The sequence below is a fragment of the Sporosarcina sp. AD_1 genome, assembly GCF_057373025.1.
Genome location: NZ_JBPVIR010000001.1, coordinates 475147 through 500280, shown reverse-complemented (window position 1 = coordinate 500280; position 25134 = coordinate 475147). Strand labels below are relative to the sequence as shown.

Sequence of the window (25134 nt, the reverse complement as noted above, 5' to 3'; positions counted from 1 at the left end):
ATGAATTGCATGCGATTCGGAATACCATCTTTTTTATGAAAGAAGATGCAAAACAGCTGAAGAAGAAGTGGGGAACCCTTCTTCTTCTTTTTCTATTTCCTTTATTCCTCATAGCGCTTGTGCTTCTTTTGGTTGCAGGCATCCTGATCCCGGATGAAAAGGATCCGATCCGCGTTGCGATAGTCGATGAGGATCAAACGAAGGAATCCAAGCTAATCAGTAAATTACTTGTGGAGACGGCAAGCGGCGATTCGTTTTTGCAGATCACAAGTGCCTCCATGGAAGAAGCCGAGCAGCTTATGAAGGAAGACAAAATCAGTACGTACTTTTCATTGCCTCCCGAGTTTACTGAACACTTATACGATGGAGAGTCGGTTACCTTGCCGATCGTTGGAAATCCTTCCCGCCCCGTCGACAGTTACTTGACTAAAGAACTGATTGATAGCTTGGCTCGTTATATCGCGTCTGCCCAAGCGAACATCTTGACCATCAATGAATTTGCGAAAGAGACGCCGATGTCACGTGAAGAACGTTTGGAAATGATGTTCAGCCAGTTCGTGGATTTTACGCTTTTCACATTAGGTAAAGATAAGATTGTTGACGAAGAAGTCGTCATGAATGCTGCCACATCATCGCCAAAGAATTATTATTTGGTGTCCGGATGGTTCATCGCTTTGAATGTATGGATATTGGGGGTTTTCAACGTTTTGCAAAGTGAAGAGCGGCCGTCCATGACAGTCAGGCTGAGACTTTTAGGCGTGACGGGAAGACAACGTATTTTTTCCAGACTGTTTGTTTCGATTCTTTGTTCAATGGCGTTTGCGATTGTGCTATTTATCGCCCTGATCCAATTTGCAAAAGTCGATTTTTACATAATAGATTATGTGCGTGTATTCTTATTCATCAGTTTGTATGGACTCACATTAGCCAGTTGTTTTGCTGTAATTGGCGTCTGGTTCAGATCCGGGAAAACGACTCTGTTTTTGCAATGCACTCTTGCCGCCGCTTCCGTATTTTTAAGCGGTGCCCTTGTGCCGGTCCTTTATTTCCCACAATCACTTCAGCCCCTATTCCCCTATATATTTTCTTACAGTGATTTGAAATGGGTGATGGAGCTTGTGCTCGAAGGCCGAAATTATGCCAACTATACAGTCGCAGCTTTCCAGGCATTTGCATTCCTGCTCATTTTGTTTCTATCGCTTACATGGAAAGAAAGGCGGCGGGTAGCATGACTTTACTTCGTTTACGTAAAGAATGGAAAAGCGTCATGATTTGGCTACTTCTGCCGATCATTTTAACCGTTGTAATTGTCAAAGGACTCGGGGAGTTTCAGCAGAATGCAAAGGTTCCTATTGCCTTAATCGTCGAGGATGATTCCGTTTTAGCAACAGAATTGGCGGCAAACATTGAAAAGATGGAATTGTTATCTGTACAGAATATGGATTTGGATGAAGCACTCTTTCGATTGAAACAGCATGAGTTGGACAGTGTATTTGTCATTAAAGAGGGCTACGGCGAACGCATCCATTCGAACCAAAGGAACCGGCTGATCGAGGCATACTCCTCAAATCGGTCCTTTGCTTATCCAAGTGTGTCCGAGACGGTTTTGTCGCTGGCACAGCAAGATATATCGAGAGCGAAGGCAGCCTATGTGATCCAGCAGATCTTTCATGAATTCGAAATGGAGCATGCATGGGATTATAATAAAATTATTGATGCGAGCATCGAAAGACAACGAACTGAGAGTTTATTGCTTACGAGCTTCACCTTTAAAAAGGGGAGCGTGGCAAAACAGCAAGCAGTCCCGTTCATAAATGTCTGGGGCATATGGGCCCTGTTTGCCATCATCAGTGCCTTTTTCCTGTTTGATTGGATGATTAAAGAAAACAGACCGTCCATCAAAGTGAGATGGTTATATTCCGCAACTAGTTTCCAAACTTATTCAGTCCGGTTGCTCGCGGTCTACACCTTGCTGACACTTTGCGCAGATAGTCTGGCGCTGCTTGTCTTTGCCCAATTGCTTGAGACGAATGTGACCATAAGGTTTGTCTTTTCCTTGCTGGTTTTCAGAACGACATTAAACCTCTTTGCCTTTTTGCTGGCCATCTTGTTTGAAAAGCAAATTTTGTACTATGTAACGGGAATGGCGGTCAGTATCATGTTGACGATTGCAGGAGGGGGCATTATCCCGATGGAACGGCTTGCCGGCAAATGGCCGTGGGTTGAGATGATCAGCCCGGTACGTTCACTTATGACCAATTCAATGCCGGTCGTATGGTTGTTTCCATTAGCCATAGTACTCGGTGGCTGGATATGGAGAGGAGGGAAGCGGATTGCTTGAATTGAATAACGTGCAAAAAAGATACAAACGAAAGCAAGTCTTGCAAGATGTATCGTTTCAACTAAAGGAAGGGGAAATCGTCGGCCTTGTAGGAGAAAACGGGGCGGGCAAATCCACTCTTCTTAAAATAATTGCCACAGCAATGGAACCTTCTTCCGGAGAACTTCGTTTATATGGCAACCGATATGAGGATGACATGAAGAATATACGAAAAAGGATCGGCTACGTCCCGCAAGAGATTTCAGTTTGGGATGAGTATACAGTAGAAGAGAATATGCGATTCTTTGAACGACTCTCCTGGAAGAGGCGTTCGCCAGAAGAATGCCGGCAGCTTTGCCTCGACCTTCAATTGACCCAATGGAAGGAGCCGGTCCATGCTCTCTCCGGGGGAATGAAGCGCAAGTTGAACTTGGCGATTAGTCTTCTCCATGACCCGGTATTGCTGTTGTTAGATGAGCCGACGGTCGGAATCGATTTGAAGTCAAAGACGGAAATCGGTTCCTATTTGAAACAGCTGGCGAAAGAGAACGGGAAAACGATTTTGTATACCTCACATGACATGGATGAAATCTTGACGCTGTGTGATCGGGTAGTATCCATTGGAGAAGATCCGTTTTATTTTGAATTATTGCAAGCGAGGGGCATCCAGGTGGAAAGGCTGTATTGACCTTCAAATTCATCCGAACATATCGTAGGGGAAACGGAGTGAATGAAGAGTTGAACAAACGAAAAAAGTTGGCGGTTGCCGTGGGGCTTATTCTATTATGCGGGATTGCAATTTGGGTAATGACAGGCAAATGGATTCAGGACGGCATGAAGCCTGTCGCTGACGGTTCAAAGCAATATGCTGTCATTCTTGGCGCGAAAGTGAACGGCGAAACACCTTCCTTGACGTTGAAATACCGCTTGGAGAAAGCTTTGGAATATGCGGAAGCTTATCCAGATGTATTCCTGGTCCTTTCGGGAGGACAAGGCCCTGATGAAGGAATCAGTGAAGCAGAAGCGATGCGCCGTCATCTTATACAAAATGGGGTAAATGAACAGCGTCTAATCATAGAAGATCAATCCACTTCGACATACGAGAATTTGCTGTTTACGAAACGGCTTCTCCCTGAGACGGTGGATGATTTGACGATCATTTCAAGCGATTTCCACTTAGCCAGAGCGAAAAAGCTTGCCAAGGACCTCGGTCTCCAAACCGATGTTGTCATTGCAAAAACACCAGTTTCTGTACAACTGAAGCAAAACATTAGAGAACGTCTGGCATTAATCAAAACGATGATTATGGGTAAATGAAACAGTTTAGCGGGAGAGGCGAGCACAATGCCTCTCCCGCTTCCTGTTGGCGGCCGTCTTGTTTACGATTGATCAATCGGGTGGAACTGCGGTTTCATCTGTTCGAACGTTGTCATATAGCGGAATCCGATCGATCGCAGCAAGTCAGCGGACTCTTTGAATTGGAATGCAATATCTTCCGGTTTATGGGCATCCGAACCTAATGTAATGATTTCGCCCCCGCATTGCTTATACAATTTCAAAACATCCTCGCTAGGCAAACCGCAGTCAAGCCCATAGCGGACGCCTGACGTATTCAGTTCAATTCCCTTTCCCGCAGGAATAATCACTTCGAAAATTTGACGCAACACATCATGGAAATCAGAAGAAGCCTTTTCTTTCGCATATCGTTTGATCAGATCGATATGACCTAAGAGGGAATAGGAATCGAAATGCTTCACACAATGCAGCAACTCTTCATAATAAATCGCGGACGCTTCATCCACTGTCCGGCCTTCGAATAACTCACCATAATGCAATCCTTTTCGGCTGACTGTATGCATTGAACAAATAACGAAATCGAAACCTTCTTCTTTCACCATCTCCACGCACTTCTGCAATATGTGGGGCTGTACACCTATTTCCACACCCTTTTTAATGCGAATTTGGCCTTCATATTTATCTTGCAGCTGCTGAATTCGTTCGGCATACAATTTTTTATCGAAATCAAAGACGATTGAATCATCCGGATAATCATAGTCGACATGATCGGTAAAACAAATTTCAGTCAAGCCTTGCCGAATCGCTCCTTTGACCATGTCCTCCATATCAATATTGCAATCTCCTGAAAATGAACTGTGCATATGGTAATCAAACATTTTTAAAAATTTCCTCCTATCAGTTGACAAATGTTTCATATAGTTTTATAGTACGTTATAACTTTAATGTAGTAAAGTAATAAAGAGGATGTGAAACGGCATGAATTCACTTGAGCGTGCGGAAGTTTACGAACAGGTCGTACGAAAGGTGTCCAGACGGTTTGAAGCATATGGCTATGATAAAGTCAGGACGCCCGCGTTTGAAGCGTACGATCTTTATTCAAAAATTGATAGTTCGATTCCACGGCGTGAAATGATAAAAGTCATTGATCCGGCTGGCGATGTGCTAGTGCTTCGACCGGATGTGACGATACCGATTACTAAGGAATTGTCTCATGTGTACGGACGACTGACAAGCGAGCGGCGTTATTATTACATACAAGAAGTGTTTCGCCAGTCGAGTCTCGATTTAGGTTCACTTGAGCATACACAAGCGGGTGTCGAATATTTTGGCTGCAGTTCACCGGAGGCAGATGCGGAGACCATTGCATTAGCTGTCCGAACATTGAAAGATCTTGAACTTGGAGAAATCAAAATCGAAATAGGATATCCCGCCTTGCTGGACAGCTTGATTCAGCAAATGGGGATGGATACGCGCCAGAACATCCAGCTGAGGCAGTTGATCGTGTCAAAAAATGTGGCAGAGCTGCAGGGGTTGCTTCGTGATGCGGAGATTAACGGACAGTTGGCTGCAGCAGTCGAAACGATCACGCAAGTATACGGAAAACCCGACGTTGTCGCTGCCCAAATGGCTGGCATCCGATTGGACTCCTCAATGGACGGGATTGTGGAGTATATCCAAGAGGTTTGCCGCCTGCTGGCGATTTACGGCTGCAAGGAGGAAATCATTATCGATTTCAGCTTGTTGAATAATATGGATTATTATTCTGGCCTCATTTTTCAAGGCTATGTAGAAGGACTTGGGAGGCCGGTCGTGATGGGCGGGCGTTATGACAAGCTTGGGGAAGCATTTGATGCTGATCTTCCTGCTATCGGTTTCGCCATTGAACTAGAGCCAATTGTCGATGCGCTTGAAGGCAGGATGACAGCGATTCCGGCAAATCAAAGTGTCGGCATTTATTACAACGATACCGAACTCGAAGAGGCTATCCTTCTAGCTGAACAATTGAGGGAAGAACAATATCAGGTCGAGATGAGCCCGCTACAAAATGAAGCTTTCAATGCTTCGAAAGCCTACACGGTCCTATTGAAAAGAGAAGAAAAAACGGTTCACACAAAAGAGGGGAGCCATCAATTCCTCACAGCTACTGATGTCGGAATGTTCTTTGAAAAGGAGGCTTGAACGAATGGAAACATTGACAATCGCCATGGCGAAAGGTAGAACGACTAACCGCGCACTAGAGATCCTGTCTCGCATGGACATTCGGTTTTCCGTTCATCCAGAAGACAGTAGAAAACTAGTGTTTACCGATGATACGGAGACGATTAAGCTACTGCAAGTGAAAGCGGTAGACGTGCCGACATATGTGGAGAAAGGGGCTGCCGATATTGGAATCGTCGGCAAAGACATTATTATGGAGGACACTCCGAATGTCTATGAATTGGCGGATTTAGGAATAGGAAAATGTAAAATTGCCGTCGCGGGATTTCCGCAGACAGTGTTGCGCAATAGCTCCACTTTGACAGTGGCTACAAAGTACCCGAATGTGGCGAAAGCCTATTTTGATCAAAAGGATTTCCGGACTGACATCATCAAGCTGAATGGATCGATAGAATTGGCGCCCTTGATCGGCCTGGCAGATGTCATTGTCGATATCGTGGAAACCGGCACGACGCTCAAAGAGAATGGGCTGGTCATCTTGGAGGAGATCGCGGACATCAGTGCCCGGTTGATTGTGAATAAAGCGAGTTATGCCATTAAAACGGCTAGTATACGGCGATTTATCGATTCTATGAATGCGGAGGTCAAATTACAATCATGAGAATCATGGAGGAGCAACAGTTTTGGAAGGAACGCGAACAGCGGCAGGCATTGAACTTGGACAGCTCAATCGATAGTGCGGTACTCGGCATCATCCAAGATGTCAGGCGTAGAGGGGATGAGGCGCTCCGTGAGATGACGAAGAAGTTCGATGGGGCTGAGGTACAAGAGTTAATCGTGACTCCTCAGGAATTTGAGGAGGCGAGGGCTCTTATCCCGCAAGAAGTGTACACGAGTTTAGAAAAGGCAAAACAGCGGATCGAGGCATTTCATGCCGAGCAAAAAGAACGTTCTTGGTTCATCCAGCAGGAGGACGGGGTGCTGCTTGGCCAGATGGTGACACCGATTGAACGGGTCGGAATCTATATACCGGGCGGAAAAGCCGCTTATCCATCCACAGTATTAATGAATGCGATTCCTGCAAAGCTGGCGGGGGTCCAGCATCTGGCAATGGCGACACCACCCCGGCCGGATGGCAAAGTGGAACCGGCTGTTCTAGCGGCAGCCGAGATAGCCGGAGTCGATCAAGTATATAAAGTGGGAGGAGCCCAAGCAATCGCCGCATTCGCTTATGGGACGGAAACAGTAAAGAAGGTAGCCAAAATTACTGGACCGGGAAACAGCTATGTCGCCCGTGCGAAGAAATGGGTATTCGGCGATGTCGCGATCGACATGATAGCAGGGCCAAGCGAATTATGCATCGTTGCGGATGATGCTGCCAATCCTGTTTTTGCAGCTTCCGATTTGCTCGCGCAGGCGGAGCATGATGAACAGGCGGCAGTTGTTTGTGTAACGACAAGCTGTTCTTTTGCAGAACGGTTATCCGTGCAAGTGACGGAACAACTCGGACAGATGGAGAGAGGGGAAATCGCCAAAAAGTCTGTCCAGGGCCAGGGGCGGATTATTGTCGTGGAAACGCTGGCGGCCGCATGGGAGATCGTCAACCAGATAGCTCCGGAACATTTGCAGCTATTGGTGGAAAACCCGATGGAGCAGCTTCCTAATATCCGGAATGCTGGCGCGATTTTCATCGGTCCGTATTCGCCGGAAGCGCTCGGCGATTATATGGCAGGACCGAACCATACGTTGCCGACAAACGGTACAGCGGCATTTTCATCACCGCTCGGGGTCTATGATTTCATGAAAAAATCGAGTCTTATTCGATTTACAGAAAAAGCGCTGGACGTTGTGGCGGAGGACATCATTCGATTGGCAGAAGTCGAAGGATTGACAGGCCACGCCCAATCGATACGAGTAAGGGGGAAATCAACATATGCGAATGGAACGATTGGCTAGACGAACAACAGAGACGGCTATAGAGCTGGAACTTAACTTGGATGGCATAGGGCAAACTGAAATTCGAACGGGTATTGGTTTCCTCGATCATATGCTCATACTGTTCACAAAGCATGGCCGTTTTGATTTAAAGGTGGAATGCGATGGGGATTTGGAAGTCGACCAGCACCATTCGGCGGAAGATGTCGGCATTGTGCTTGGGCAAGCCTATGCGAAGTGCATTGGCACAAAAGAAGGCATTGAACGGTATGCCACAGTGTCGACACCGATGGATGAAGCATTGTCGACAGTCTCGATCGATATTAGCGGACGTTCCTTCCTCGTCTACCATGTGGAAGGATTGAAAGATAAAGTAGGCGATTTTGATACCGAACTAGTGGAGGAGTTTTTCCTCGCGTTTACCCGGCATGCCGGCATTACATTGCATGTCCAATTGAATTATGGGAAAAACAGCCACCATATTATCGAATCGATTTTCAAAGGTTTTGGCAGGGCGCTTCGCCTTGCGAGTGCTGTTAATCCGAATATTAGCGGGGTGCCTTCTACAAAAGGCGCATTATGAGGGGGGATTTCCATGATTTTATTTCCTGCAATCGATATTCGCGGGGGCAACTGTGTGCGTTTGCTGCAAGGGAATTATGAGGACGAAGTGATTTATCATCCTTCGCCTGTTGAGATGGCGAAGGAATTTGAAAAGCAAGGTGCTGAATTTATTCATATTGTTGATTTGGATGGGGCCAGGTCAGGTGAAACCATCAATCAGCAAGTGATTCAAGATATTGCTGCTGCTGTGCGTGTCCCTGTACAGGTAGGAGGCGGCATCAGATCGCTCGAAGTAGTGGAATCCTATTTGAATGGGGGCGTTAACCGAGTCATTATCGGAACCGCCGCCATAGAGAACCGGACATTTTTGCGGGAGGCTGCTGCTTTTTATAAGGAAAGGATTGCGGTTTCAATTGACGCCCGCAATGGATTCGTTGCTACGGACGGATGGACGGAAACGAGTGCTGTGAAGGCGGTGGATTTACTTGAGGAGCTTCAGCAGGCTGGTGTGTCCACTGTTGTTTACACAGATATTTTAAAAGATGGCATGCTGCAAGGACCGAATTTTGAGGAACTAAAACAAGTAAATCAAATGGCTGATTTGGATATTATCGCATCTGGCGGAGTTTCAACAGAAGAAGATGTTTGGAAATTAGCAGACATGGGATTATACGGTGCCATCGTCGGAAAAGCGTTATACGAAGGCAAGGTATCCATCAACTCATTACAGGAGGCGATTAGCAGATGAAGCCGAAAAAAATCATTCCTTGTATGGACATTGATAATAGAAAAGTCGTGAAGGGGCGAAAGTTTCTCGATGTGCAAGAGGTGGCGGACCCTTTAGAACGTGCGAAAAAATATGTGGTGGACGGAGCGGATGAACTCGTTTTTTATGATATTTCCGCATCTGTCGACGGACGGGAAATGTTCTTGGATCTAATTCAGGAAATTGCGGCTGTCGTGCCGATTCCATTCATTGTCGGTGGTGGAATCAAATCGTTGAAGGACATCGAGAATGTGCTGGCAGCGGGCGGCGACAAGGTTTCAATTAACAGTGCGGCATTATCGGATCGGGATTTAATACCGGAAGCGGTGAAGCGCTTTGGCTCCGAACGGATTATGTTATCGATGGATGTGAAACGGGCTGGGGAAGGCAAGTGGACGGTTTTTGCCAAAGCCGGAAAAGAAGAGACTGGCATCGATGCTATCGAATGGGCAAAGACAGGCGAGCGCTGGGGAGCAGGCGAGCTCGTCGTGAACAGTATTGATGAGGATGGCGTAAAAGCTGGCTACGATATTGAATTATACAACGCACTGGACGAAGCCGTCAGCATTCCCGTTGTGGCGAGTGGCGGAGCAGGGACGAAAGAGGATTTCTTGGAAGTCTTGACAACTGGCCAAGCAGAATCGGCCCTCGCTGCATCGGTATTCCACTATGACGAAATTGGCATCAAGGAAGTAAAACAATATCTGCTGGATCGTGGCGTTGACGTAAAGGAAGATTGCTATGCTGAATAAGTTGGAAGGATTGCGATTCAACGAAGATGGGTTGATTCCTGCGATTGTGCAGGATCACAGGACAGGCGACGTGCTAATGCTCGCTTATATGAACGAAGAATCGATCAGGCGAACAGTGGAGACGGGGGAAACATGGTTTTACAGCCGATCGAGGCAAGAACTATGGAATAAAGGAGCTACTTCGGGCAATAAGCAGCTGGTGAAGAGCCTTTCCGTCGACTGCGATAAAGATACCGTCCTCATCCAAGTCGATGCACTGGGTCCTGCTTGCCATACTGGTGAAGAAACTTGTTTTTTCACCCTTATTTGTGGGGAATCCAGGGCCCGCAATATTATGCTCGAGCTGTCAGAGGAGATTCAAGGCAGACGCAACAACCCAGTGGAAGGTTCTTATACTTCCTATCTATTCCGGGAAGGGATCGATAAAGTATGTAAAAAGATTGGAGAGGAAGCGACGGAAGTCGTCATTGCCGCTAAAAATGAAGATACAACTGAATTGAAAAATGAGCTTGCCGACTTGGTCTACCATGCACTGGTCCTAATGGAACTAGCGGATGTATCGACGGACGATGTAGTCGGCGTATTGCGCGAACGGCGTTTGAAGAAGGAAGTGCCTGCAAATGACTGAACTATGGAGTCCAATGGTACGACGCACCGATCCTTACATACCGGGTGAACAACTGGAACTGGAAGGTCTGATTAAGCTAAATACGAATGAAAATCCGTATCCGCCAAGTCCAGCCGTTTTTCAAGCGATCCAAGAGGAAATGAAACGGAATTTGCAACGCTATCCTAGCCCAAGTGCGGATGAATTGCGGGATACAATTGCGGGGTCGTTTGGCCTTTCAAAGAAAAATATTTTTGTCGGCAATGGCTCGGATGAAGTGCTCGCTTTCTCATTTATGGCCTTTTTTGAACCGGGCAAACCGATTCTCTTTCCGGATGTCACGTATAGTTTCTATCCGGTATATGCCAAACTCTTTGATATCCCATATAATCAAATTCCTTTACATGATGATTTTACACTGCCGGTGGAACAGTTCTTTCAATCAGCGGGAGGCGTGATACTGCCAAATCCGAATGCACCGACGGGTTTATATAAGGAACTGGATGAGATCGAACGGATTGTGCAAGAGAATGAAGGGCGAGTCGTCATCATCGACGAGGCGTATATTGATTTTGCTCCGAAATCTGCTGCCCGGCTTGTCCAAACCTATGATAACTTGCTCGTCGTTCAAACGATGTCAAAATCAAGATCTCTTGCAGGTCTGCGGGTCGGATATGCAATAGGGAATGAGAAGTTGATTGAGGGATTGATTCGCATTAAAGATTCGTTCAACTCCTATCCCGTAGACCGATTGGCGTTGGCAGGAGCGAAGACGGCGATTGAAGACGTCGACTATTTCCTCAATACGACAGCGGCAATTCTCGGGACGCGGGAGCGTGTGATTGAGCAGCTCCGGAAAATGAATTTTACAGTGCTCCCCTCTGCCGCGAATTTCGTTTTTATTAAGCATGATAAATGGGAAGGAAATGAAATATACGAACAATTAAAAACTCGTAAAATCCTTGTGCGGCATTTCAATGCCGAAAGAATTTCCGATTTTATTCGCGTCACGATCGGGACTGATGAACAGATGGATGTATTTTTGAATGAATTGTCTTCCATTTTGGCATCCGCTTCGCCTGTCCATCCGTAAAGCTGTTATACTAGTCCCTAAGAGATAAAAGAAGGGGACGGGATGACAATGATGACACCCAAATATATTGATGTTGCACTAATCATTTTTCTAACCTATTTCACAATCGATCGCTTTATGAAAGGGCATACGTGGATCGGCGTAATGCTTACTGTATTGACGCTCATGAATGTGCTCGTTTTATTCATGAAAATCAAACAGGATAAAGTTCAAAGAAAAGACGCAAAATAACCGTAAAATGAGGATGTTTTCAACTGCTGTGAGTTAACTTCCTGTCAGATTTGTGGTATACTGACTGAATGCAAAACGAGAAGCGAGGAATTGCAATGAAAAAATCAATTTACGGTTTGACTTTGGAGCAGCTGACAGATTGGTTAGTGGAACAGGGACAAAAGAAATTCCGTGCCGCACAGGTTTGGGATTGGCTCTATAAAAAACGAGTAGTCCGCTTTGAGGACATGAAGAATATAAATAAAGAATGCCTGCAATTGTTGGAGGATAACTTCCAAATCCAAACATTGGAACAGGAAGTCAAACAAGTTTCGGCAGACGGCACGATCAAGTTTTTATTCAAAATGCAGGACGGCAATTTGATTGAAACGGTATTGATGAAGTTTCCTTACGGCCAATCGGTCTGTGTAACGACACAAGTCGGCTGTAACATCGGCTGCAGTTTCTGCGCCAGCGGCTTGCTGCGGAAAAATCGCGATTTGGATGCAGGAGAAATTGTCGGTCAGATCATGAAGGTCCAACAGCATTTGGATGAGCTTGGGGAAGAGGAACGGGTCAGCCATATCGTCGTCATGGGAATTGGTGAGCCGTTCGACAACTATACCAATTTGATGAATTTCCTTCGTGTCGTAAACGACCAAAAAGGGTTATCGATTGGAGCGCGTCATATTACCGTATCGACAAGTGGATTGACGCCGAAGATCCGCGAATTTGCGGAAGAGAATATCCAAATTAATCTCGCTGTGTCGCTTCACGCACCGAACAATGAACTGCGCACGCAGATTATGAAGATTAACAAGGCCTATCCAATTGAGAAATTGATGGAAGCGATCGATTACTACTTGGAAACGACCAATCGCCGGATTACGTTTGAATACATCTTGCTCAACGATGTCAATGATCATGCTGCGGAAGCGGAACAACTGGCGAAGCTGCTTTACAATAAGCGGCATTTGTCGTATGTCAACTTGATTCCTTATAACCCGGTTGACGAACATAGTCAGTACCAGCGCAGTGAACCGGCATCCATCAAGACGTTTTATGAAACGCTGAAAAAGCGCGGAATCAACTGCGGCGTCCGTCTGGAGCATGGAACGGATATTGACGCGGCATGCGGTCAGCTTCGCAGTAAACAAATTAAGAAAAATAAAGTGAATGCGTAAGAGCACTCCACCCAAATAAAAGACTGCCATCCGCCGAACTGATTCGGCTGGATGGCAGTCTATTTTATTTCAAGAAATTTAGTTTTCGCTCATCAGATCGCCGCTTTCAGCCAGCGGAGAAAAACGGGCAGTGAAAAAACGCAAGGTTGGCGGTTCATAATCCATACGAAGTCCGCAAATCGAATCACGTTTATTATATAGTTCAATAATGGAGTCAGCCACAACATCCATATGATTATTCGTATAAACGCGACGCGGAATCGTCAATCGCACCAGTTCCAGCTTTGGTGTATTATGTTCTCCTTGCTGATTCCGTCCTGCAGACACAATGCCCCGTTCCATGCTGCGAACGCCGGAATCTAAATAGAGGGCGGCTGCGAGTGCCTGGGCAGGAAAGGCTTCTTGTGGGAGGTGAGACAGGAATGAGCGTGCATCCAAAAACACGGCATGGCCGCCAATTGGCTGGACGACCGGTATGCCTGACGCAATCAACTGTTCCCCGAGGTGCCGCACTTGTCCGATTCGATGTTCGATATAGTGGTCATCGACAGCTTCCCTAATGCCGACAGCCATCGCTTCCATGTCCCGGCCAGACATCCCTCCATAGGACGGCATCCCTTCATAGACTACAACCAATTCCCGAGAACGCGTGTACAACTCCTCGTCGTTCATTGCCAGAAAGCCGCCCATATTGACGAGACAATCCTTTTTCCCACTCATGGTGCAGCCATCCGAGTAGGAGAGCATTTCTTTCAATATATCTGCGATAGGCCGGTGCCCATGTCCTTCTTCTCTTTCCTTAATAAAATACGCATTTTCCACGCAACGTGTCGCATCGAACATCACATCGATGCCATGAAACTTGCAAAGCATGTAGACATCCTTCAAGTTTTGCATGCTGACAGGCTGTCCGCCCGCCAGGTTGACTGTGACAGCTACGCATACATATGGAATGCGGTCAGCCCCGACCTCTTCGATTAGGTTCCCTAGTTTTTGGAGATCTACATTCCCTTTAAATGGATGCTCGAATAGCGGATCATGTGCCTCGTCAATAATAATGTCAACGAAGGTCGCACCATTCAATTCTTGGTGGGCTCTCGTCGTCGTAAAGTACATATTCCCTGGAACGTAATCGCCTGGCTTAATCTTCAATTGTGAGAGAATATTTTCCGCACCACGGCCCTGGTGGGTAGGCAATACATACTGATAGCCATAGACATCACGCACCGCTTCCTCCAGCCGTTTCCAGCTTTTGCTTCCGGCATACGCCTCATCGCCCGTCATGAGCGCTCCCCATTGTGCATCACTCATCGCGGTTGTCCCACTGTCAGTGAGCAAGTCGATGTACACATCTGCCGAATCGATCAGAAATGTATTGTATCCGGCTCGTTCCAGTGCCTTTTTCCGTTCGTCATACGTCAGCATCGCAAGCGTTTCGACGCTTTTGATTTTGTAAGGTTCAGCCGTTCTTCTAGTCAATCCATCCAGCCCCTTTGTAAATATGGATCCATTTTTGCAACTGTGCTTCTACTATATTTCAGGGAGAGCGTAAATATCCCGATTAATTAAAAAAAAAAATTCATCGGTCCAATAAGTAGGTCTTGTAGGTTTAATCAAATCTGTATACTGAATATATTAAATGATGCATATTAGCTTCGTATTGGAAAACCAGGCTATTTGTACGGTTATTCCCAATGAATCTATCGGACTCTACGTCATAGATGTAAAGGCATTATAAATCGCCATACAGTTGAGCCTTTCAAAGTATACTTGGCTTTGGAAAAGTGCAGATGAAGCAGATGACCTTGTTAAAACGCTTGAATTATCGCGGCATATAAATGTTTATTTAACAAGCGAAGCGGTTTATCTGTTTGAAGGTAATCTGGACAATGAAATGTTGCAAGTAGCATAAAAACACGTATATTGAGAGGGACGGATGTCAAAACTAAGAGAAATCGGTAATGTTGAGAAGCTCTTGAAACATGACATAGACCTTGCAGTTTAAAAAAAGATTATTGATATGGGAGAATAAGTAACTAGAGTTGAGTTGTCCTTTCAGTAGTTCTATACCTTAAAGAAAAAAGAGATGACCATTATGGTTCATCTCTTTTTAGTGGCAACTCGTGATTTTAAAGGATCTTAGCAGTCCACTTAATGACGATTCATTCTACAAAAGGCTTGGAGTTTGATGTGTTGTATGGGATTTGCTGTTGTGAAGGAATATTATTACATCAATCTTCACTGAACAGAAAAAGGATTCCTTCATACGCGGACTGGAAGCAATAGAAGAAGAGAGAAGGCTCAGAAGCAGCACTTGCGCGTCCATTTTCAAGCACAAAAAAAAGACTAGAAACCAATTGTTCTAGTCCTTGTCCATTCAAGAGGAGCGGTTTGACCGATTCGTCGAGGAAAGTAACATCTTGATGGCCTGGACGATCAACGTAATGCCAAACCCAAACGATGTAATGATAAAGAGAGATAGAATTCCCGCTACATCTCCCCAGCCATTCTTGTCCATAATAAAGCTTCGGAACATTTCTGCAAAGCCGATTACTAAGGAGGCCATGAAAATCCAAAAGCCAGCCTTCATTTTGTAAAAGCGCAATAGAGTCGCCAGCATGCCGACCGTCAGGCCAAAAACGGCGAATGTCAAATAGTTTTTAACCTCTAGTTGGTTTCCTAAAATTGTTCGTGTACCCAGTATTAGAAGGACGAACGATGTCAAAGCCGTAAAGAACCCAAGCTTCCAAAGTTTCGAATCCATAATCGCACCTGCTTTCCATCTACATCATACATGAAAATGAAAGAGGGGGAAAGCAAAGAAAGACCCTACCCGATGGTGGATAGAGTCCAGACTTACGTTTATTTTTTTGCAATTAATACTAGTTTGCCGTGGTCCAATTCGCGCTCTGCATCTGCAGCTTCTTCAGCAGTCAGGCCAGCTGCCTCCATCTTGTTGCGCAGCTCATCTCCGCGGGAAGTAAACATATTTTTCATGCTGTCAATGAAGCCTTGCTCCGCCATGCCGACTTTTTCGGTATCGAGTGCGTCTGTAATATCATCCGAACGTTTTTTATCATGTGCGAAAATGTAAATATCATCATTTGTATAGCCTTGAGCTGTCAACTCTTCGATTTCTCTTTTGGCTTGTACTGCATTTTCAACGATTTTTTTCAATGTCATAAATAATCCCTCCAAAATGTATTTGTCTATCTATACCTCGAATGCAAAGAATTAAACAAATACAGTAGGGGGAATTCCAATTCACACTGGATAAAAATCTCCGCGCAACTTGCGGTACGACGTCATGAAATCAGTAGGATCCGTTTTCACTTCAAAGGTGAAGAGACCTTGATTTGTATGCAAATAGAAGAGTCCGTCGCCGTTTGAAAAGGGCCGGTACGATACATCATGGACATGTGTCAGTTCAAAGGTATGACTGGGCGTGCAAATTTTTTCGACGTATAAGTGAATCGCATGAGCCGATTGCTGCTGTTTCTGTTCAAACCATTCAACCGATCGTTCCACTTTAAAAAAGGGAAGGCTGGATATGACTTCTTTCATCGGTTCACTCACTGTAAAACCTCCCGATGCGAGTTTTGTTCATGTTCATCCTATCAGTTTTACGCCCATGAAAACAAACGAAAGAATAATCTCATTTTATCTTCTTGATATCACGGATAATTTGTTTTACATATTCATCATCGACATAATTGTATTCATCCACTATATATCCTTCCCGGTCGATCAGATAAAAATTCGTGCCATGAATGACTTGGTTCGAGGTTTTCGGTTTTTGGACAATGGTCTGAAACTCCGAAACCGCCATTTCCTCAATATCCTCCTGGGAATACCCCGTCAGCATATGCCAGTTTGAATCATCGTCAGTGAACTGTCCTACATATTGTTTTAAAATTTCCGGGGAATCAACAGTCGGATCCACAGTGAACGAAACGAATTCAACATCCAAGCCTTCCTCACGCAATACCTTCTGTAAATCAGCCATTTCACTTGTCATCGGTGAACAAACCGTTTCACATTTTGTGAAAATGAAGCTGGCAATCCATATTTTATCCCGTAGTTGTTCCGTTCCAAATTCATGACCGTACTGATCTGTAAATGCAAAAGGGGGAATACTTGGACCCGAGTGGTTTTTCCCGCCGCATCCGGCCAATACAATAAGCACCATGAGAACACTTATCCATTTTTTATTCATGATACTCGTCCTTTCTGCCAGTAGATAAGGAAGGCAACCCAATACTTACAGTTGTCCCGTTTGTTTCATCACTTTCAATAGTAAACGTGCCACCGTGCATCCTGACAATTTCTTTGACAATTGATAGGCCGAGACCTGTTCCTCCTGTTGTTCGGTTCCTCGCTTTATCCGTTCTGAAAAAACGTTCACCAATGCGGGCAAGATCCTCTTCGGGTATGGAAATGCCTGAATTGGTCAGTCTGTAGGAAGTCTGTCCATCCATTTCTCTCAGCTGTAGCCGAAGAAAACTGTTTGGATCGGCGTATTTGATCGCGTTATCAATTGTATTGTAAAAAACTTGCTGGATTCGTTGCGGATCTCCTTCTACAATGATGTCTTCCTCCAGTTCCAGTTGTATCTCCGCATTTTTTTCGGTCAAACGGAATTGGAATAGCTCAAGTGTGTCGAGCAACAATTGTGCGATGGCGATCGGCTGACGCTCCATTTTATACATGCCATCTTGCAGATGGTTAAGTTCGGCAAGATCATTAATTAATTTATTTAAACGCTTTGTTTCTTTCTCAATGGTAGACAAATACGATTCCGCTTCTTCCGGTGAAGAATAGATCTTCTCCTGCAAGACATGGACATACCCGCTGATATACGTAAGAGGCGTCCGCAATTCATGGACGATGTTGGAGGTGAATTCCTTTTTTTGCTCCTCCTGTTTCTCTAAAGAATGGCTCATCGAATTGAATGCGTTCGCCAGTTGGCCAATCTCATCATGGCGATTTGTTTGCATCCGTTTCGTATAATTTCCCTTTGCTATTTCGGCGGAAAGATGCTGCAAATCTTGCAGCGGTTTAAAAATCGATTGCCATGCCCGGTTCACGACGAGGAACAAAATGAAGAAGAACAAAGTTCCGACCGCTATGAGGATCGGGATGCTCTCCCGAAAAACATCCTGAATGTCTGCAAGAGGAACGTAGATATAAATGAACCCGATTAGGCCGTCGTTTCCTTTGATTGGAAAGATAGCACCGAGCACTTCTCGTCCCAATTCCTCCACATATCCTTTTTTAACTACATAGGCCCCTTTTTCAAGGGAGGCATAATCATTCTTGTCCACCAGATTTTTATAATCAAGCTTGTATGGAAAATACGTTGTCAATTCATCAAGCTGATCCACTACAATAATTTCATACTCGGATACAATATTATACCATTGGATTTTCTCAATAATATCATCACTCAGTTCCCCATAGTGATAGTGGGAGGCAGTGCGTTTTCCTTGGTACACAATAGACTCTTCCATGCTGTCCAAATAAAGCTTGGAATACAGGAAATGGATGAAAAAGAATGAAAACAAGATAGTGAACGCAATACTTGAAAGGAGAACAGCAAGAAGTTTCCGGCTCAAGGTCAAGTTTTTCATGTTACACCTCGAACTTATAGCCGATGCCCCAGACAGTTTCAATCAATTTCCCTGAATCTCCCAGTTTAAGCCGGAGTGTTTTAATATGTGTATCGACTGTCCGATCGGTGCTTTGGTGATCTTGTCCCCATACTAGGTGGAGAAGCTGCTCTCTCGTAAACACCCGGCCTTTGTGTTTCATCAGCACTAGCAACACGCCAAATTCCTTTAATGTTAAGCTGATCGGTTTTCCATGTAACGAGACCGTATGGGCATCGGTATCGATGACCAGTGGACCGACACTCAGGATTTCCGCTTTTTCGGTTCGTCCATATGTGCGGCGAAGCACCGACTCGATGCGGGCAAGCAACTCGCTAGGCAAAAATGGTTTGACAATATAATCATCTCCGCCGATTTTCAGGCCTTGCACTTTATCCCATTCTTCTCCCCGCGCAGAGAGAAAGATGAGTGGAATATCCGAAATCTGTTTAAGTTCAGTTGCAAAAGTAAATCCATCCATATAGGGCATCATGACATCCACGATGCATAAATCAGGCTTAACCTCTCCAAGACGTTTCAAGGCATGTAACCCGTCCGTCGCCTCTTCGACAAGATAGCCATCTTTCTCTAAAAATGTTCGGATCAGTCTTCTCATTTGAGGCTCGTCGTCTATGATTAATATGGTGAGTGGCTTTTTCATACTCTTACCTCTTTTCAATAAAACATAATTACTTACAGTCTGCTTGGATAATGTGAAATTAAAATGAAGTTCACTACTTCACACGAATTTCTTAAACAGTTTATATAATCATACTGAACTTTATTATAAACGTTAAGCATGTAATGTGAGAGGGGCAAATCGAATGAAGAAGATCAGTTGGTTAATTAGTGCAGGCATGGTAATGATGCTGGCAGCGTGTGGAGCAAGCAAAGAAAATGCAGCTCCAGATTCCTCGGAGAGCGAAGAAATCCTTCCCATTTCCGTGGAATTGACCGTTCCTGAAAAAGCAGAGGTCAATGAAACCATTGTAATGGAAACGGTTGTTACCCAAGGCGAAGAGCAAGTGGATGATGCGAATGAAGTGGTCTATGAGATATGGGAGGAAGGAAAGAAAGAGGAATCTTTCAAAGTCGAGACATCCAATGAAGGTAAAGGCCTTTATAAAGCCGAAACATCCTTTGAACATGACGGCCAGTTCCATATCCAAGTTCATGTGACAGCGCGTGATATGCACACAATGCCGGAGAAAGTTGTGACGGTCGGCAATGGCGGAAACTATACTGCAGAAGAAGGCCATGAGCATGGCGGTGAACATGAACACGGACATAGTGAAGGATTTTCCTTGCATTTCATGGAACCGGAATCACCAGCTGCTGGCAAACTGACAGACTTAGTGACACATTTGCAAATGAACAACGAGCCTATGGAAAAAGCAGAGGTCCGTTATGAAATCTGGAAAGATGGACAAGAAAAACACGATTGGGTTGATGCTGAGGAGGCTAAGAAGGGCGAATATCAGTCCTCCTTTACATTCCAGGAAGCCGGGGAATACACAGTCAAAATCCACGTTAAAGATGACAATGGCTTGCATGAGCACGAAGAAAAAACAGTGGAAGTAAAATAAGCAAAAGACCGCGTGCTGGAAAGGCGACGAAAAGGGAAACGCCCCTGATCGAAGCAGCACGCGGTCTTTATTTGGTTGCCGGCATCAAATAAAGATTTCATATAAGCCGATTAGAACAAGAAGTACTCCCGCGATCCGGTCGGACTGCAGGCCGAACCACGTATAGCCGATCCGATGACCGAGCTTTACTCCAATCCAGATGGAGATGAACGAAAACACCCCGATGGAAAGGGAAGCCAGGAAGGGGGGGACTCCTGTAAATCCGGCTCCAAACCCTATGGTCAGGCAATTGATCGCCAGAATAAAACCAAGCACGATCGACTCCTTCCAGTGGATGGTCGTGATCCGTTGAGGATTGCCCGTCGACTGGCTGACTGGCTTTAAAATGAACCAGCAGCCTAGACCAATTAGAACGAGGCCGCCCAGGATGTTTGCGACATTCATCGGAATATATCCGGAAATCCAGCTGCCTGCCAGGATGGAGAAGTAGGCAAAAAGCATGGAAATAAAAGAGATGACCACATTATACACGATCGGTATACGATGATAACGTAATCCGTAAGACAGACTGATGCCCAAATTGTCCAAGTTTGCAGCTATTCCAATAAGAATGATGGTGAGCAATTGCATTTTCATCCCTCCGCAATTGACGGTTCGTTTTGTATTTATATGATTGGGTCATCAGGAGAGAGTGGGCGTGGAGTCAGCATCCAAGGAAAGGATGCGGCAATCATGATATGATGGAAGGACATGAAGGAGGGCCTGAATACTATGGCGGAACATCAATTTCATTTGAAAGCGGACTGGCCAGGACTCCGCAATGACGTAGGATCGATTGAAGCGCTCCATTTAAAGACCGAAGTTTCGATTCCGATTGAGATGGACGGTCCCGGAATCGGAACTAATCCTGATGAGATGCTTCTTGGAGCGGCTGCGACATGCTATATCATCACATTGGCTGCGATGATGGAGAGAAGCCATATCGCGAAGCGGAGTTTGACAATGGAATCTGTCGGCATTGTGGATGTGACGAACGGAGTCATTACATACAAGAAAATTATCCATAAGCCGGCCATTACCTTAATGGAAAATGCGTCTAAGGCAGAACGGGAAATGACAAGGAAATTAGCCGAAAAGGCAGAAGCCTCTTGTATGATCAGCAGGGCGCTTAGAGGAAATGTCGAGGTATTGGTGAAAGAAAACATACTGTGATGCAAAGAAAAATTTTCACGAAATATGCCTTGTTTTCTTTTGTGTTGCTGGAGGATTTTGAAACAATCATGTTAAAATAGCGTTATCGTGCTTTGATCCGGTTGTGGACAGAACAGATTATGAAGTATTTTGAATGATGAAGGAGAGAATAAAGATGACTGATTTCCCTAAAAAAACATGTTCCGTAGAACGCCTTGTAACCGTTCCTGCGGATGTTAAAAAAGTATTGGAAGGCAAGAAGACGGCGACTCGCCGAAACGGTGTATACGCGTATCCGGGAGAAATTATGGTGCTGGATGGCAAAGAGTTCAAGGTGGACAAGCTATATGCTCAAACTCTTGGCGAATTGACGGAAGCGGACGCAAAACAGGAAGGCTTTGATAATCTGGAGGACTATAAGCAATCCATACTGTCCTTACACCCTAAAATGCCATGGCTTCCGACGATGAGCGTGTGGGTTCACGAATTCAGCGCTGTAGAGAATTAATATAGGCCGTTTCATGAATGTTACGGTCTATGACATTATCCTGTATTTCCATATTGTAAGTGCCGTACTGGCAATTGGTCCATTGTTTGTACTGCTACTGGTCATTAAACAATTAAATGGCGTGCAACAGGAGATCGAGCGGTCTTATGTGTCCCTCATCTCTGTTGCCGTCCGTTTCATCATGCATGCTGGGCATGCTTTAGTATTGACGGGCGCTCTCCTCATTCTGTTTGGGCCATGGCCATGGTATACATCTTGGGTGATCATGACACTCGGTGTCATGCTGCTATCTGCTTTTTTCCTGGCAAGCGGCTTTACAAAGGTGCTTAGGCGCTTCGGTCAAGCAGATGATAAACGCCTCATATTGCGAAAACTATGGAATACGACCTGGATTTACATACTGCTGATGTTAGTCATGCTGTGGCTGATGGTTCAAAAGCCGATACTTTGGTAGCGTTACGCTGTACATATCACGGCATCCAAATTAATTTCAAGTAGGGGCTAAATGCAAAAAAGGCTGAGATAGTACATCTCAAAGCCTTTTTTGTTTGTCTGCTCTACCGGAAGGATGAAAAGATTGGGTGATTAATAAAAAATTGGATGACAAGTAAGAGAGGGAACGGTATAATCTTCAAAACAGAATGGGGTGGGGTCATGAGATTTGAACAATACGAAGATGCAGAGCGTTTCGCTCAGGTGGCGGAACCGGTTTTAGAGCAGGGAGAAGATGTGAACAGTCTGTTTTACGGCGTTTTGCAGGCCATCCGCTCTGGAAAGTATGCAGATCCTTTTATGGGAATTGTTGAGGAGGAAGGCGAATTATTAGGGCTGTTCCAAATGACGCCTCCACATGCATTGAACATTATTCTTGCAGCAGAGAATCGGATCGAGGAAATATATCAGGAAGCAATACAATATATTCTCGAACATTCCATTCCTGTTCAATCGATCATCAGTCAAAAACCTTGGGCAGAGCAATTTGCAGCAGAGTGGGAAAAGCAAACTGGCCAGACTTCAGTTGTTTTAATGGACCAAGGCCTGTATCGGCTTGATGCACCGGATGAGTCTCTCGTGCACAGTCCGGGAAATTGGCGTAAAGCTCACGAAGGGGACAGTCCATTAATTGAACAATGGTACACCGCTTTCGAATCGGATACCCATCTGCCAGCAACGGATTTACATGTGGTAAAAGAAAAGGTCGCCAAATTCATCGAGGACAGGGAAGTCTTCGTATGGGAACATGAGGGTGAGGTTGTTTCCATGATGAAGAAATCAAGACCGACGAAAAATAGCATCACCGTGTCACTAGTGTTTACGCCGTCTAATCAGAGAAGGAAAGGATATGCCCGTTCATTAGTGGCACATGTCTCGAAAGAACTTCTTCAAGAGTATGAGTTTTGTGTCCTTTATACAGACATGCTGAACCCGACGTCCAATAAAATTTATAAGGAAATCGGCTATCAGCATATTGCAGATTCGGTTCATATCGGCTTTATGTGAAAGCAAACGAACGGTGTAGAAAACAATATGTTTTCTACACCGTTTTATCGTTTGAAAAAACCTTAAACCCCGCTTGGTGAAAAGATGCCGAGGGTGGCGATTCTTCCTACGGCTTCACGGATGCGTTCCTCGCTGGCCAACAGCCCGACACGGACATAACCTTCACCGTGCGTACCAAATCCGATGCCTGGTGTGACAACCACACCTGCCTGCTGCAGGAGAATGTCGGCAAATGCTTCACTTGTATAGCCAGGCGGCACTTTCAACCAAGCAAAAAAGGATGCTTTAGGAGCTGTGACATCCCAGCCGATCCGCCTGCATTCGGATATGAGAACATCTCGTCGCCTCTCATACAAATCGGTCATGTCCTTGACGCATTGCTGGTTTTCAGAAATTGCAGCGATCGCGGCATGCTGGACTGCTGGAAAAATGCTGATGAACAAATAATCCTGCAAACGGGTCAATGCTTGAATCATTTGTTGATTTCCGACTGCGAAAGCGACACGCCAGCCTGCCATATTATATGTCTTTGAAAGCGTATACATTTCTATGCCGATATCTTTTGCGCCATCGGCCTGAAGGAAGCTGACCGGCTTTTCACCATCAAATCCAATACCACCATACGCCATATCATGCAAAATGAAGATGTCATGGTCTTTACCGAATTGAATCGCTTCCTCGAAGAAAGCACTAGAAGCTGTGGCGCTCGTCGGGTTATTAGGGTAATTCAAATACATCATTTTCGCCTGTTCCGTCTGCTCCTTCGTTAATAAGGAGAAATCGGGAAGGAACTGGTTCTTTTCTAATAAAGGCATCGTTGCATATTGAATATCTGCAAGACTGACGCCTGATAAATAATCAGGATACCCGGGGTCCGGCAAAAGCAGGAGATCGCCCGGATTCATCATGGCAAGCGGCAATTCGACTAGACCGATTTTGGAACCGCCGATAATCGCCACTTCGGTATCCGGATCCACATCGACATCATATTCACGTTTATAAAAGCCGGCCACAGCCTGCCTCAATTCAGCTGTTCCATTGAATGGCGAATACCCGTGAGTTTCTGGCTTCTCTGCCGCTTCTTGCAGCGCCTTAATAATGTGGGGAGGCGTCGGCTGGTCCGGATTCCCCCTGCCTAAATTGATAATATCCTTACCGGCTGCCCGGGCGGCGTCCACCTTCTTCACCAGAGACGAAAAGAAATGGGGCGGCATTTGTTGCAAACGATTTGAAATCAGCATTCAACAACCTCGTTCCTTGATATTAGATTAGTCTGACTAGTAACTCCTTTCATCGTACTATATCGTATTGAAGAAATCTATCTTATATTCTGATAGTTTATATGAATTTTTTTCCGGTGTGGATTTACTGAGCTAGAGAGCCCGGGATGGATGATTAGGTTAAGGAAATCAATAGTAAGCTGTCAAGGAGGGGGGGTACGAGGTTCATCGAACGCTTCATGTTTATCGGTCAGTTAGCGAATGTTAACGTTCAGTTTTACAGATATATTGGTCACTTCGATAAAGTTATCGGTCAAGTTTATCACATCATTTTTAACTGTCAGTTAGTGTCCATTAACGGTCACTTTCTAAAGGTTATCGATCAATTTGCATATTTGTTGGTCAGTTAATGCCAGTTAACAGTCAGTTCTACAGGTTTTTATAGGCCACTTCATTACCAGCACTCTGCGGCATATACGAGCGGTCACCTAACATATACGAGCTGTTGGAGAGAAGATACGAGTGGTCAGAGACAGATACGAGCGGTTCCAGAGAAATACGAGCGATTAGGGAACTGATACGAGAGGTTCGCGA

At 45.2% G+C, this 25134-nt stretch carries 30 protein-coding genes; 20 read left to right on the top strand and 10 right to left on the bottom strand.

What is annotated here, in order from left to right; translation table 11 throughout:
* Window positions 1–5: 5 nt before the first annotated feature.
* From ACSW3C_RS02465 to ACSW3C_RS02450, 4 genes are read left to right on the top strand one after another with little or no spacing between them, the layout of a single operon-like run.
* Complete coding sequence (locus tag ACSW3C_RS02465; protein WP_486560699.1) at window positions 6–1232, top strand: ABC transporter permease; 1227 nt, start codon at window positions 6–8, stop codon at window positions 1230–1232.
* Window positions 1229–2341 (top strand): ABC transporter permease, encoded by a 1113-nt coding sequence (locus ACSW3C_RS02460; protein WP_486560697.1) that lies wholly within the window; start codon window positions 1229–1231, stop codon window positions 2339–2341. The genes ACSW3C_RS02465 and ACSW3C_RS02460 overlap by 4 nt, the downstream gene beginning before the upstream one ends.
* A complete protein-coding gene (locus tag ACSW3C_RS02455) occupies window positions 2334–3008 on the top strand; it encodes an ABC transporter ATP-binding protein (RefSeq protein ID WP_486560696.1) in 675 nt (224 codons plus the stop codon). Before ACSW3C_RS02460 ends, ACSW3C_RS02455 begins: the two co-directional genes overlap by 8 nt.
* A gap of 38 nt (window positions 3009–3046) precedes the next feature.
* Window positions 3047–3637, top strand: a complete 591-nt coding sequence (locus ACSW3C_RS02450) for a YdcF family protein (RefSeq protein ID WP_486560694.1) — start codon at window positions 3047–3049, stop codon at window positions 3635–3637.
* Window positions 3638–3699: 62 nt separating this feature from the next.
* Here the strand turns inward: ACSW3C_RS02450 and ACSW3C_RS02445 are convergent, their stop codons facing one another.
* Window positions 3700–4494, bottom strand: coding sequence for a histidinol-phosphatase HisJ family protein (locus ACSW3C_RS02445; protein WP_486560692.1), 795 nt, complete (start codon window positions 4492–4494; stop codon window positions 3700–3702).
* Between the two features lie 100 nt (window positions 4495–4594).
* On the opposite strand from ACSW3C_RS02445, the gene ACSW3C_RS02440 reads away from it, so the two are divergent.
* From ACSW3C_RS02440 to rlmN, 10 genes are all read left to right on the top strand, one after another.
* Window positions 4595–5797 (top strand): ATP phosphoribosyltransferase regulatory subunit, encoded by a 1203-nt coding sequence (locus tag ACSW3C_RS02440; protein WP_486560691.1) that lies wholly within the window; start codon window positions 4595–4597, stop codon window positions 5795–5797.
* 4 nt (window positions 5798–5801) lie between these two features.
* Window positions 5802–6437, top strand: a complete 636-nt coding sequence (gene hisG / locus ACSW3C_RS02435) for an ATP phosphoribosyltransferase (RefSeq protein ID WP_486560690.1) — start codon at window positions 5802–5804, stop codon at window positions 6435–6437.
* Window positions 6434–7732 (top strand): histidinol dehydrogenase, encoded by a 1299-nt coding sequence (gene hisD, locus ACSW3C_RS02430; protein ID WP_486560688.1) that lies wholly within the window; start codon window positions 6434–6436, stop codon window positions 7730–7732. The genes hisG and hisD overlap by 4 nt, the downstream gene beginning before the upstream one ends.
* A complete protein-coding gene (hisB, locus tag ACSW3C_RS02425) occupies window positions 7710–8294 on the top strand; it encodes an imidazoleglycerol-phosphate dehydratase HisB (protein WP_486560687.1) in 585 nt (194 codons plus the stop codon). The genes hisD and hisB overlap by 23 nt, the downstream gene beginning before the upstream one ends.
* Window positions 8295–8306: 12 nt before the next feature.
* Entirely contained in the window at window positions 8307–9023 is a 717-nt protein-coding gene (hisA, locus tag ACSW3C_RS02420; protein ID WP_486560686.1) for a 1-(5-phosphoribosyl)-5-[(5-phosphoribosylamino)methylideneamino]imidazole-4-carboxamide isomerase, read from the top strand.
* Window positions 9020–9793 (top strand): imidazole glycerol phosphate synthase subunit HisF, encoded by a 774-nt coding sequence (gene hisF, locus ACSW3C_RS02415; RefSeq protein ID WP_486560684.1) that lies wholly within the window; start codon window positions 9020–9022, stop codon window positions 9791–9793. Before hisA ends, hisF begins: the two co-directional genes overlap by 4 nt.
* On the top strand, window positions 9783–10421 hold the full coding sequence (hisIE, locus tag ACSW3C_RS02410; protein WP_486560683.1) for a bifunctional phosphoribosyl-AMP cyclohydrolase/phosphoribosyl-ATP diphosphatase HisIE: 639 nt from the start codon (window positions 9783–9785) through the stop codon (window positions 10419–10421). The genes hisF and hisIE overlap by 11 nt, the downstream gene beginning before the upstream one ends.
* On the top strand, window positions 10414–11493 hold the full coding sequence (gene hisC / locus ACSW3C_RS02405; RefSeq protein WP_486560681.1) for a histidinol-phosphate transaminase: 1080 nt from the start codon (window positions 10414–10416) through the stop codon (window positions 11491–11493). Before hisIE ends, hisC begins: the two co-directional genes overlap by 8 nt.
* 42 nt (window positions 11494–11535) lie before the next feature.
* Window positions 11536–11724, top strand: coding sequence for a hypothetical protein (locus ACSW3C_RS02400; RefSeq protein ID WP_486560680.1), 189 nt, complete (start codon window positions 11536–11538; stop codon window positions 11722–11724).
* 95 nt (window positions 11725–11819) lie between these two features.
* Window positions 11820–12887: a dual-specificity RNA methyltransferase RlmN gene (gene rlmN, locus ACSW3C_RS02395; RefSeq protein ID WP_238080238.1), complete on the top strand. Its 1068-nt coding sequence runs from the start codon at window positions 11820–11822 to the stop codon at window positions 12885–12887.
* Between the two features lie 78 nt (window positions 12888–12965).
* Here the strand turns inward: rlmN and ACSW3C_RS02390 are convergent, their stop codons facing one another.
* A complete protein-coding gene (locus ACSW3C_RS02390; RefSeq protein WP_486560679.1) occupies window positions 12966–14366 on the bottom strand; it encodes a tyrosine phenol-lyase in 1401 nt (466 codons plus the stop codon).
* A gap of 675 nt (window positions 14367–15041) precedes the next feature.
* On the opposite strand from ACSW3C_RS02390, the gene ACSW3C_RS02385 reads away from it, so the two are divergent.
* Window positions 15042–15173 (top strand): hypothetical protein, encoded by a 132-nt coding sequence (locus ACSW3C_RS02385; protein WP_486560678.1) that lies wholly within the window; start codon window positions 15042–15044, stop codon window positions 15171–15173.
* A 91-nt stretch (window positions 15174–15264) separates the two neighbouring features.
* Here ACSW3C_RS02385 and ACSW3C_RS02380 read toward each other — a convergent pair whose 3' ends face one another.
* From ACSW3C_RS02380 to ACSW3C_RS02355, 6 genes are all read right to left on the bottom strand, one after another.
* On the bottom strand, window positions 15265–15651 hold the full coding sequence (locus tag ACSW3C_RS02380; protein ID WP_486560677.1) for a hypothetical protein: 387 nt from the start codon (window positions 15649–15651) through the stop codon (window positions 15265–15267).
* A 98-nt stretch (window positions 15652–15749) separates the two neighbouring features.
* A complete protein-coding gene (locus ACSW3C_RS02375; protein ID WP_486560676.1) occupies window positions 15750–16070 on the bottom strand; it encodes a YflT domain-containing protein in 321 nt (106 codons plus the stop codon).
* An 81-nt stretch (window positions 16071–16151) separates the two neighbouring features.
* Entirely contained in the window at window positions 16152–16463 is a 312-nt protein-coding gene (locus ACSW3C_RS02370) for a hypothetical protein (RefSeq protein ID WP_486560675.1), read from the bottom strand.
* Between the two features lie 79 nt (window positions 16464–16542).
* Window positions 16543–17103 (bottom strand): SCO family protein, encoded by a 561-nt coding sequence (locus ACSW3C_RS02365; protein ID WP_486560673.1) that lies wholly within the window; start codon window positions 17101–17103, stop codon window positions 16543–16545.
* Window positions 17096–18517, bottom strand: a complete 1422-nt coding sequence (locus ACSW3C_RS02360) for a sensor histidine kinase (RefSeq protein WP_486560672.1) — start codon at window positions 18515–18517, stop codon at window positions 17096–17098. Before ACSW3C_RS02360 ends, ACSW3C_RS02365 begins: the two co-directional genes overlap by 8 nt.
* A 1-nt stretch (window position 18518) precedes the next feature.
* Entirely contained in the window at window positions 18519–19196 is a 678-nt protein-coding gene (locus tag ACSW3C_RS02355; RefSeq protein WP_486560671.1) for a response regulator transcription factor, read from the bottom strand.
* 163 nt (window positions 19197–19359) lie between these two features.
* Between ACSW3C_RS02355 and ACSW3C_RS02350 the strand changes: the two genes are divergently transcribed.
* Window positions 19360–20121 (top strand): FixH family protein, encoded by a 762-nt coding sequence (locus ACSW3C_RS02350; protein WP_486560670.1) that lies wholly within the window; start codon window positions 19360–19362, stop codon window positions 20119–20121.
* An 84-nt stretch (window positions 20122–20205) separates the two neighbouring features.
* Here the strand turns inward: ACSW3C_RS02350 and ACSW3C_RS02345 are convergent, their stop codons facing one another.
* Window positions 20206–20751, bottom strand: a complete 546-nt coding sequence (locus tag ACSW3C_RS02345) for a manganese efflux pump MntP (protein WP_486560668.1) — start codon at window positions 20749–20751, stop codon at window positions 20206–20208.
* Window positions 20752–20892: 141 nt separating this feature from the next.
* Here ACSW3C_RS02345 and ACSW3C_RS02340 point away from each other — a divergent pair, with 141 nt between their 5' ends.
* From ACSW3C_RS02340 to ACSW3C_RS02325, 4 genes are all read left to right on the top strand, one after another.
* Window positions 20893–21333 carry an OsmC family protein gene (locus ACSW3C_RS02340; RefSeq protein WP_486560666.1) on the top strand — a complete coding sequence of 147 codons (441 nt, stop codon included), beginning with the start codon at window positions 20893–20895 and terminating at the stop codon, window positions 21331–21333.
* A gap of 154 nt (window positions 21334–21487) precedes the next feature.
* The gene (locus ACSW3C_RS02335; protein ID WP_486560665.1) at window positions 21488–21820 is read left to right on the top strand and encodes an ASCH domain-containing protein; all 333 of its coding nucleotides are present in this window, start codon (window positions 21488–21490) and stop codon (window positions 21818–21820) included.
* A 13-nt stretch (window positions 21821–21833) separates the two neighbouring features.
* The gene (locus ACSW3C_RS02330) at window positions 21834–22274 is read left to right on the top strand and encodes a DUF2269 family protein (RefSeq protein WP_486560664.1); all 441 of its coding nucleotides are present in this window, start codon (window positions 21834–21836) and stop codon (window positions 22272–22274) included.
* A 200-nt stretch (window positions 22275–22474) separates the two neighbouring features.
* Window positions 22475–23320 carry a GNAT family N-acetyltransferase gene (locus tag ACSW3C_RS02325; protein ID WP_486560662.1) on the top strand — a complete coding sequence of 282 codons (846 nt, stop codon included), beginning with the start codon at window positions 22475–22477 and terminating at the stop codon, window positions 23318–23320.
* 62 nt (window positions 23321–23382) lie between these two features.
* On the opposite strand, the gene ACSW3C_RS02320 is transcribed toward ACSW3C_RS02325, so the two are convergent.
* The gene (locus ACSW3C_RS02320; protein WP_486560661.1) at window positions 23383–24561 is read right to left on the bottom strand and encodes an aminotransferase class I/II-fold pyridoxal phosphate-dependent enzyme; all 1179 of its coding nucleotides are present in this window, start codon (window positions 24559–24561) and stop codon (window positions 23383–23385) included.
* Between the last annotated feature and the right edge of the window lie 573 nt (window positions 24562–25134).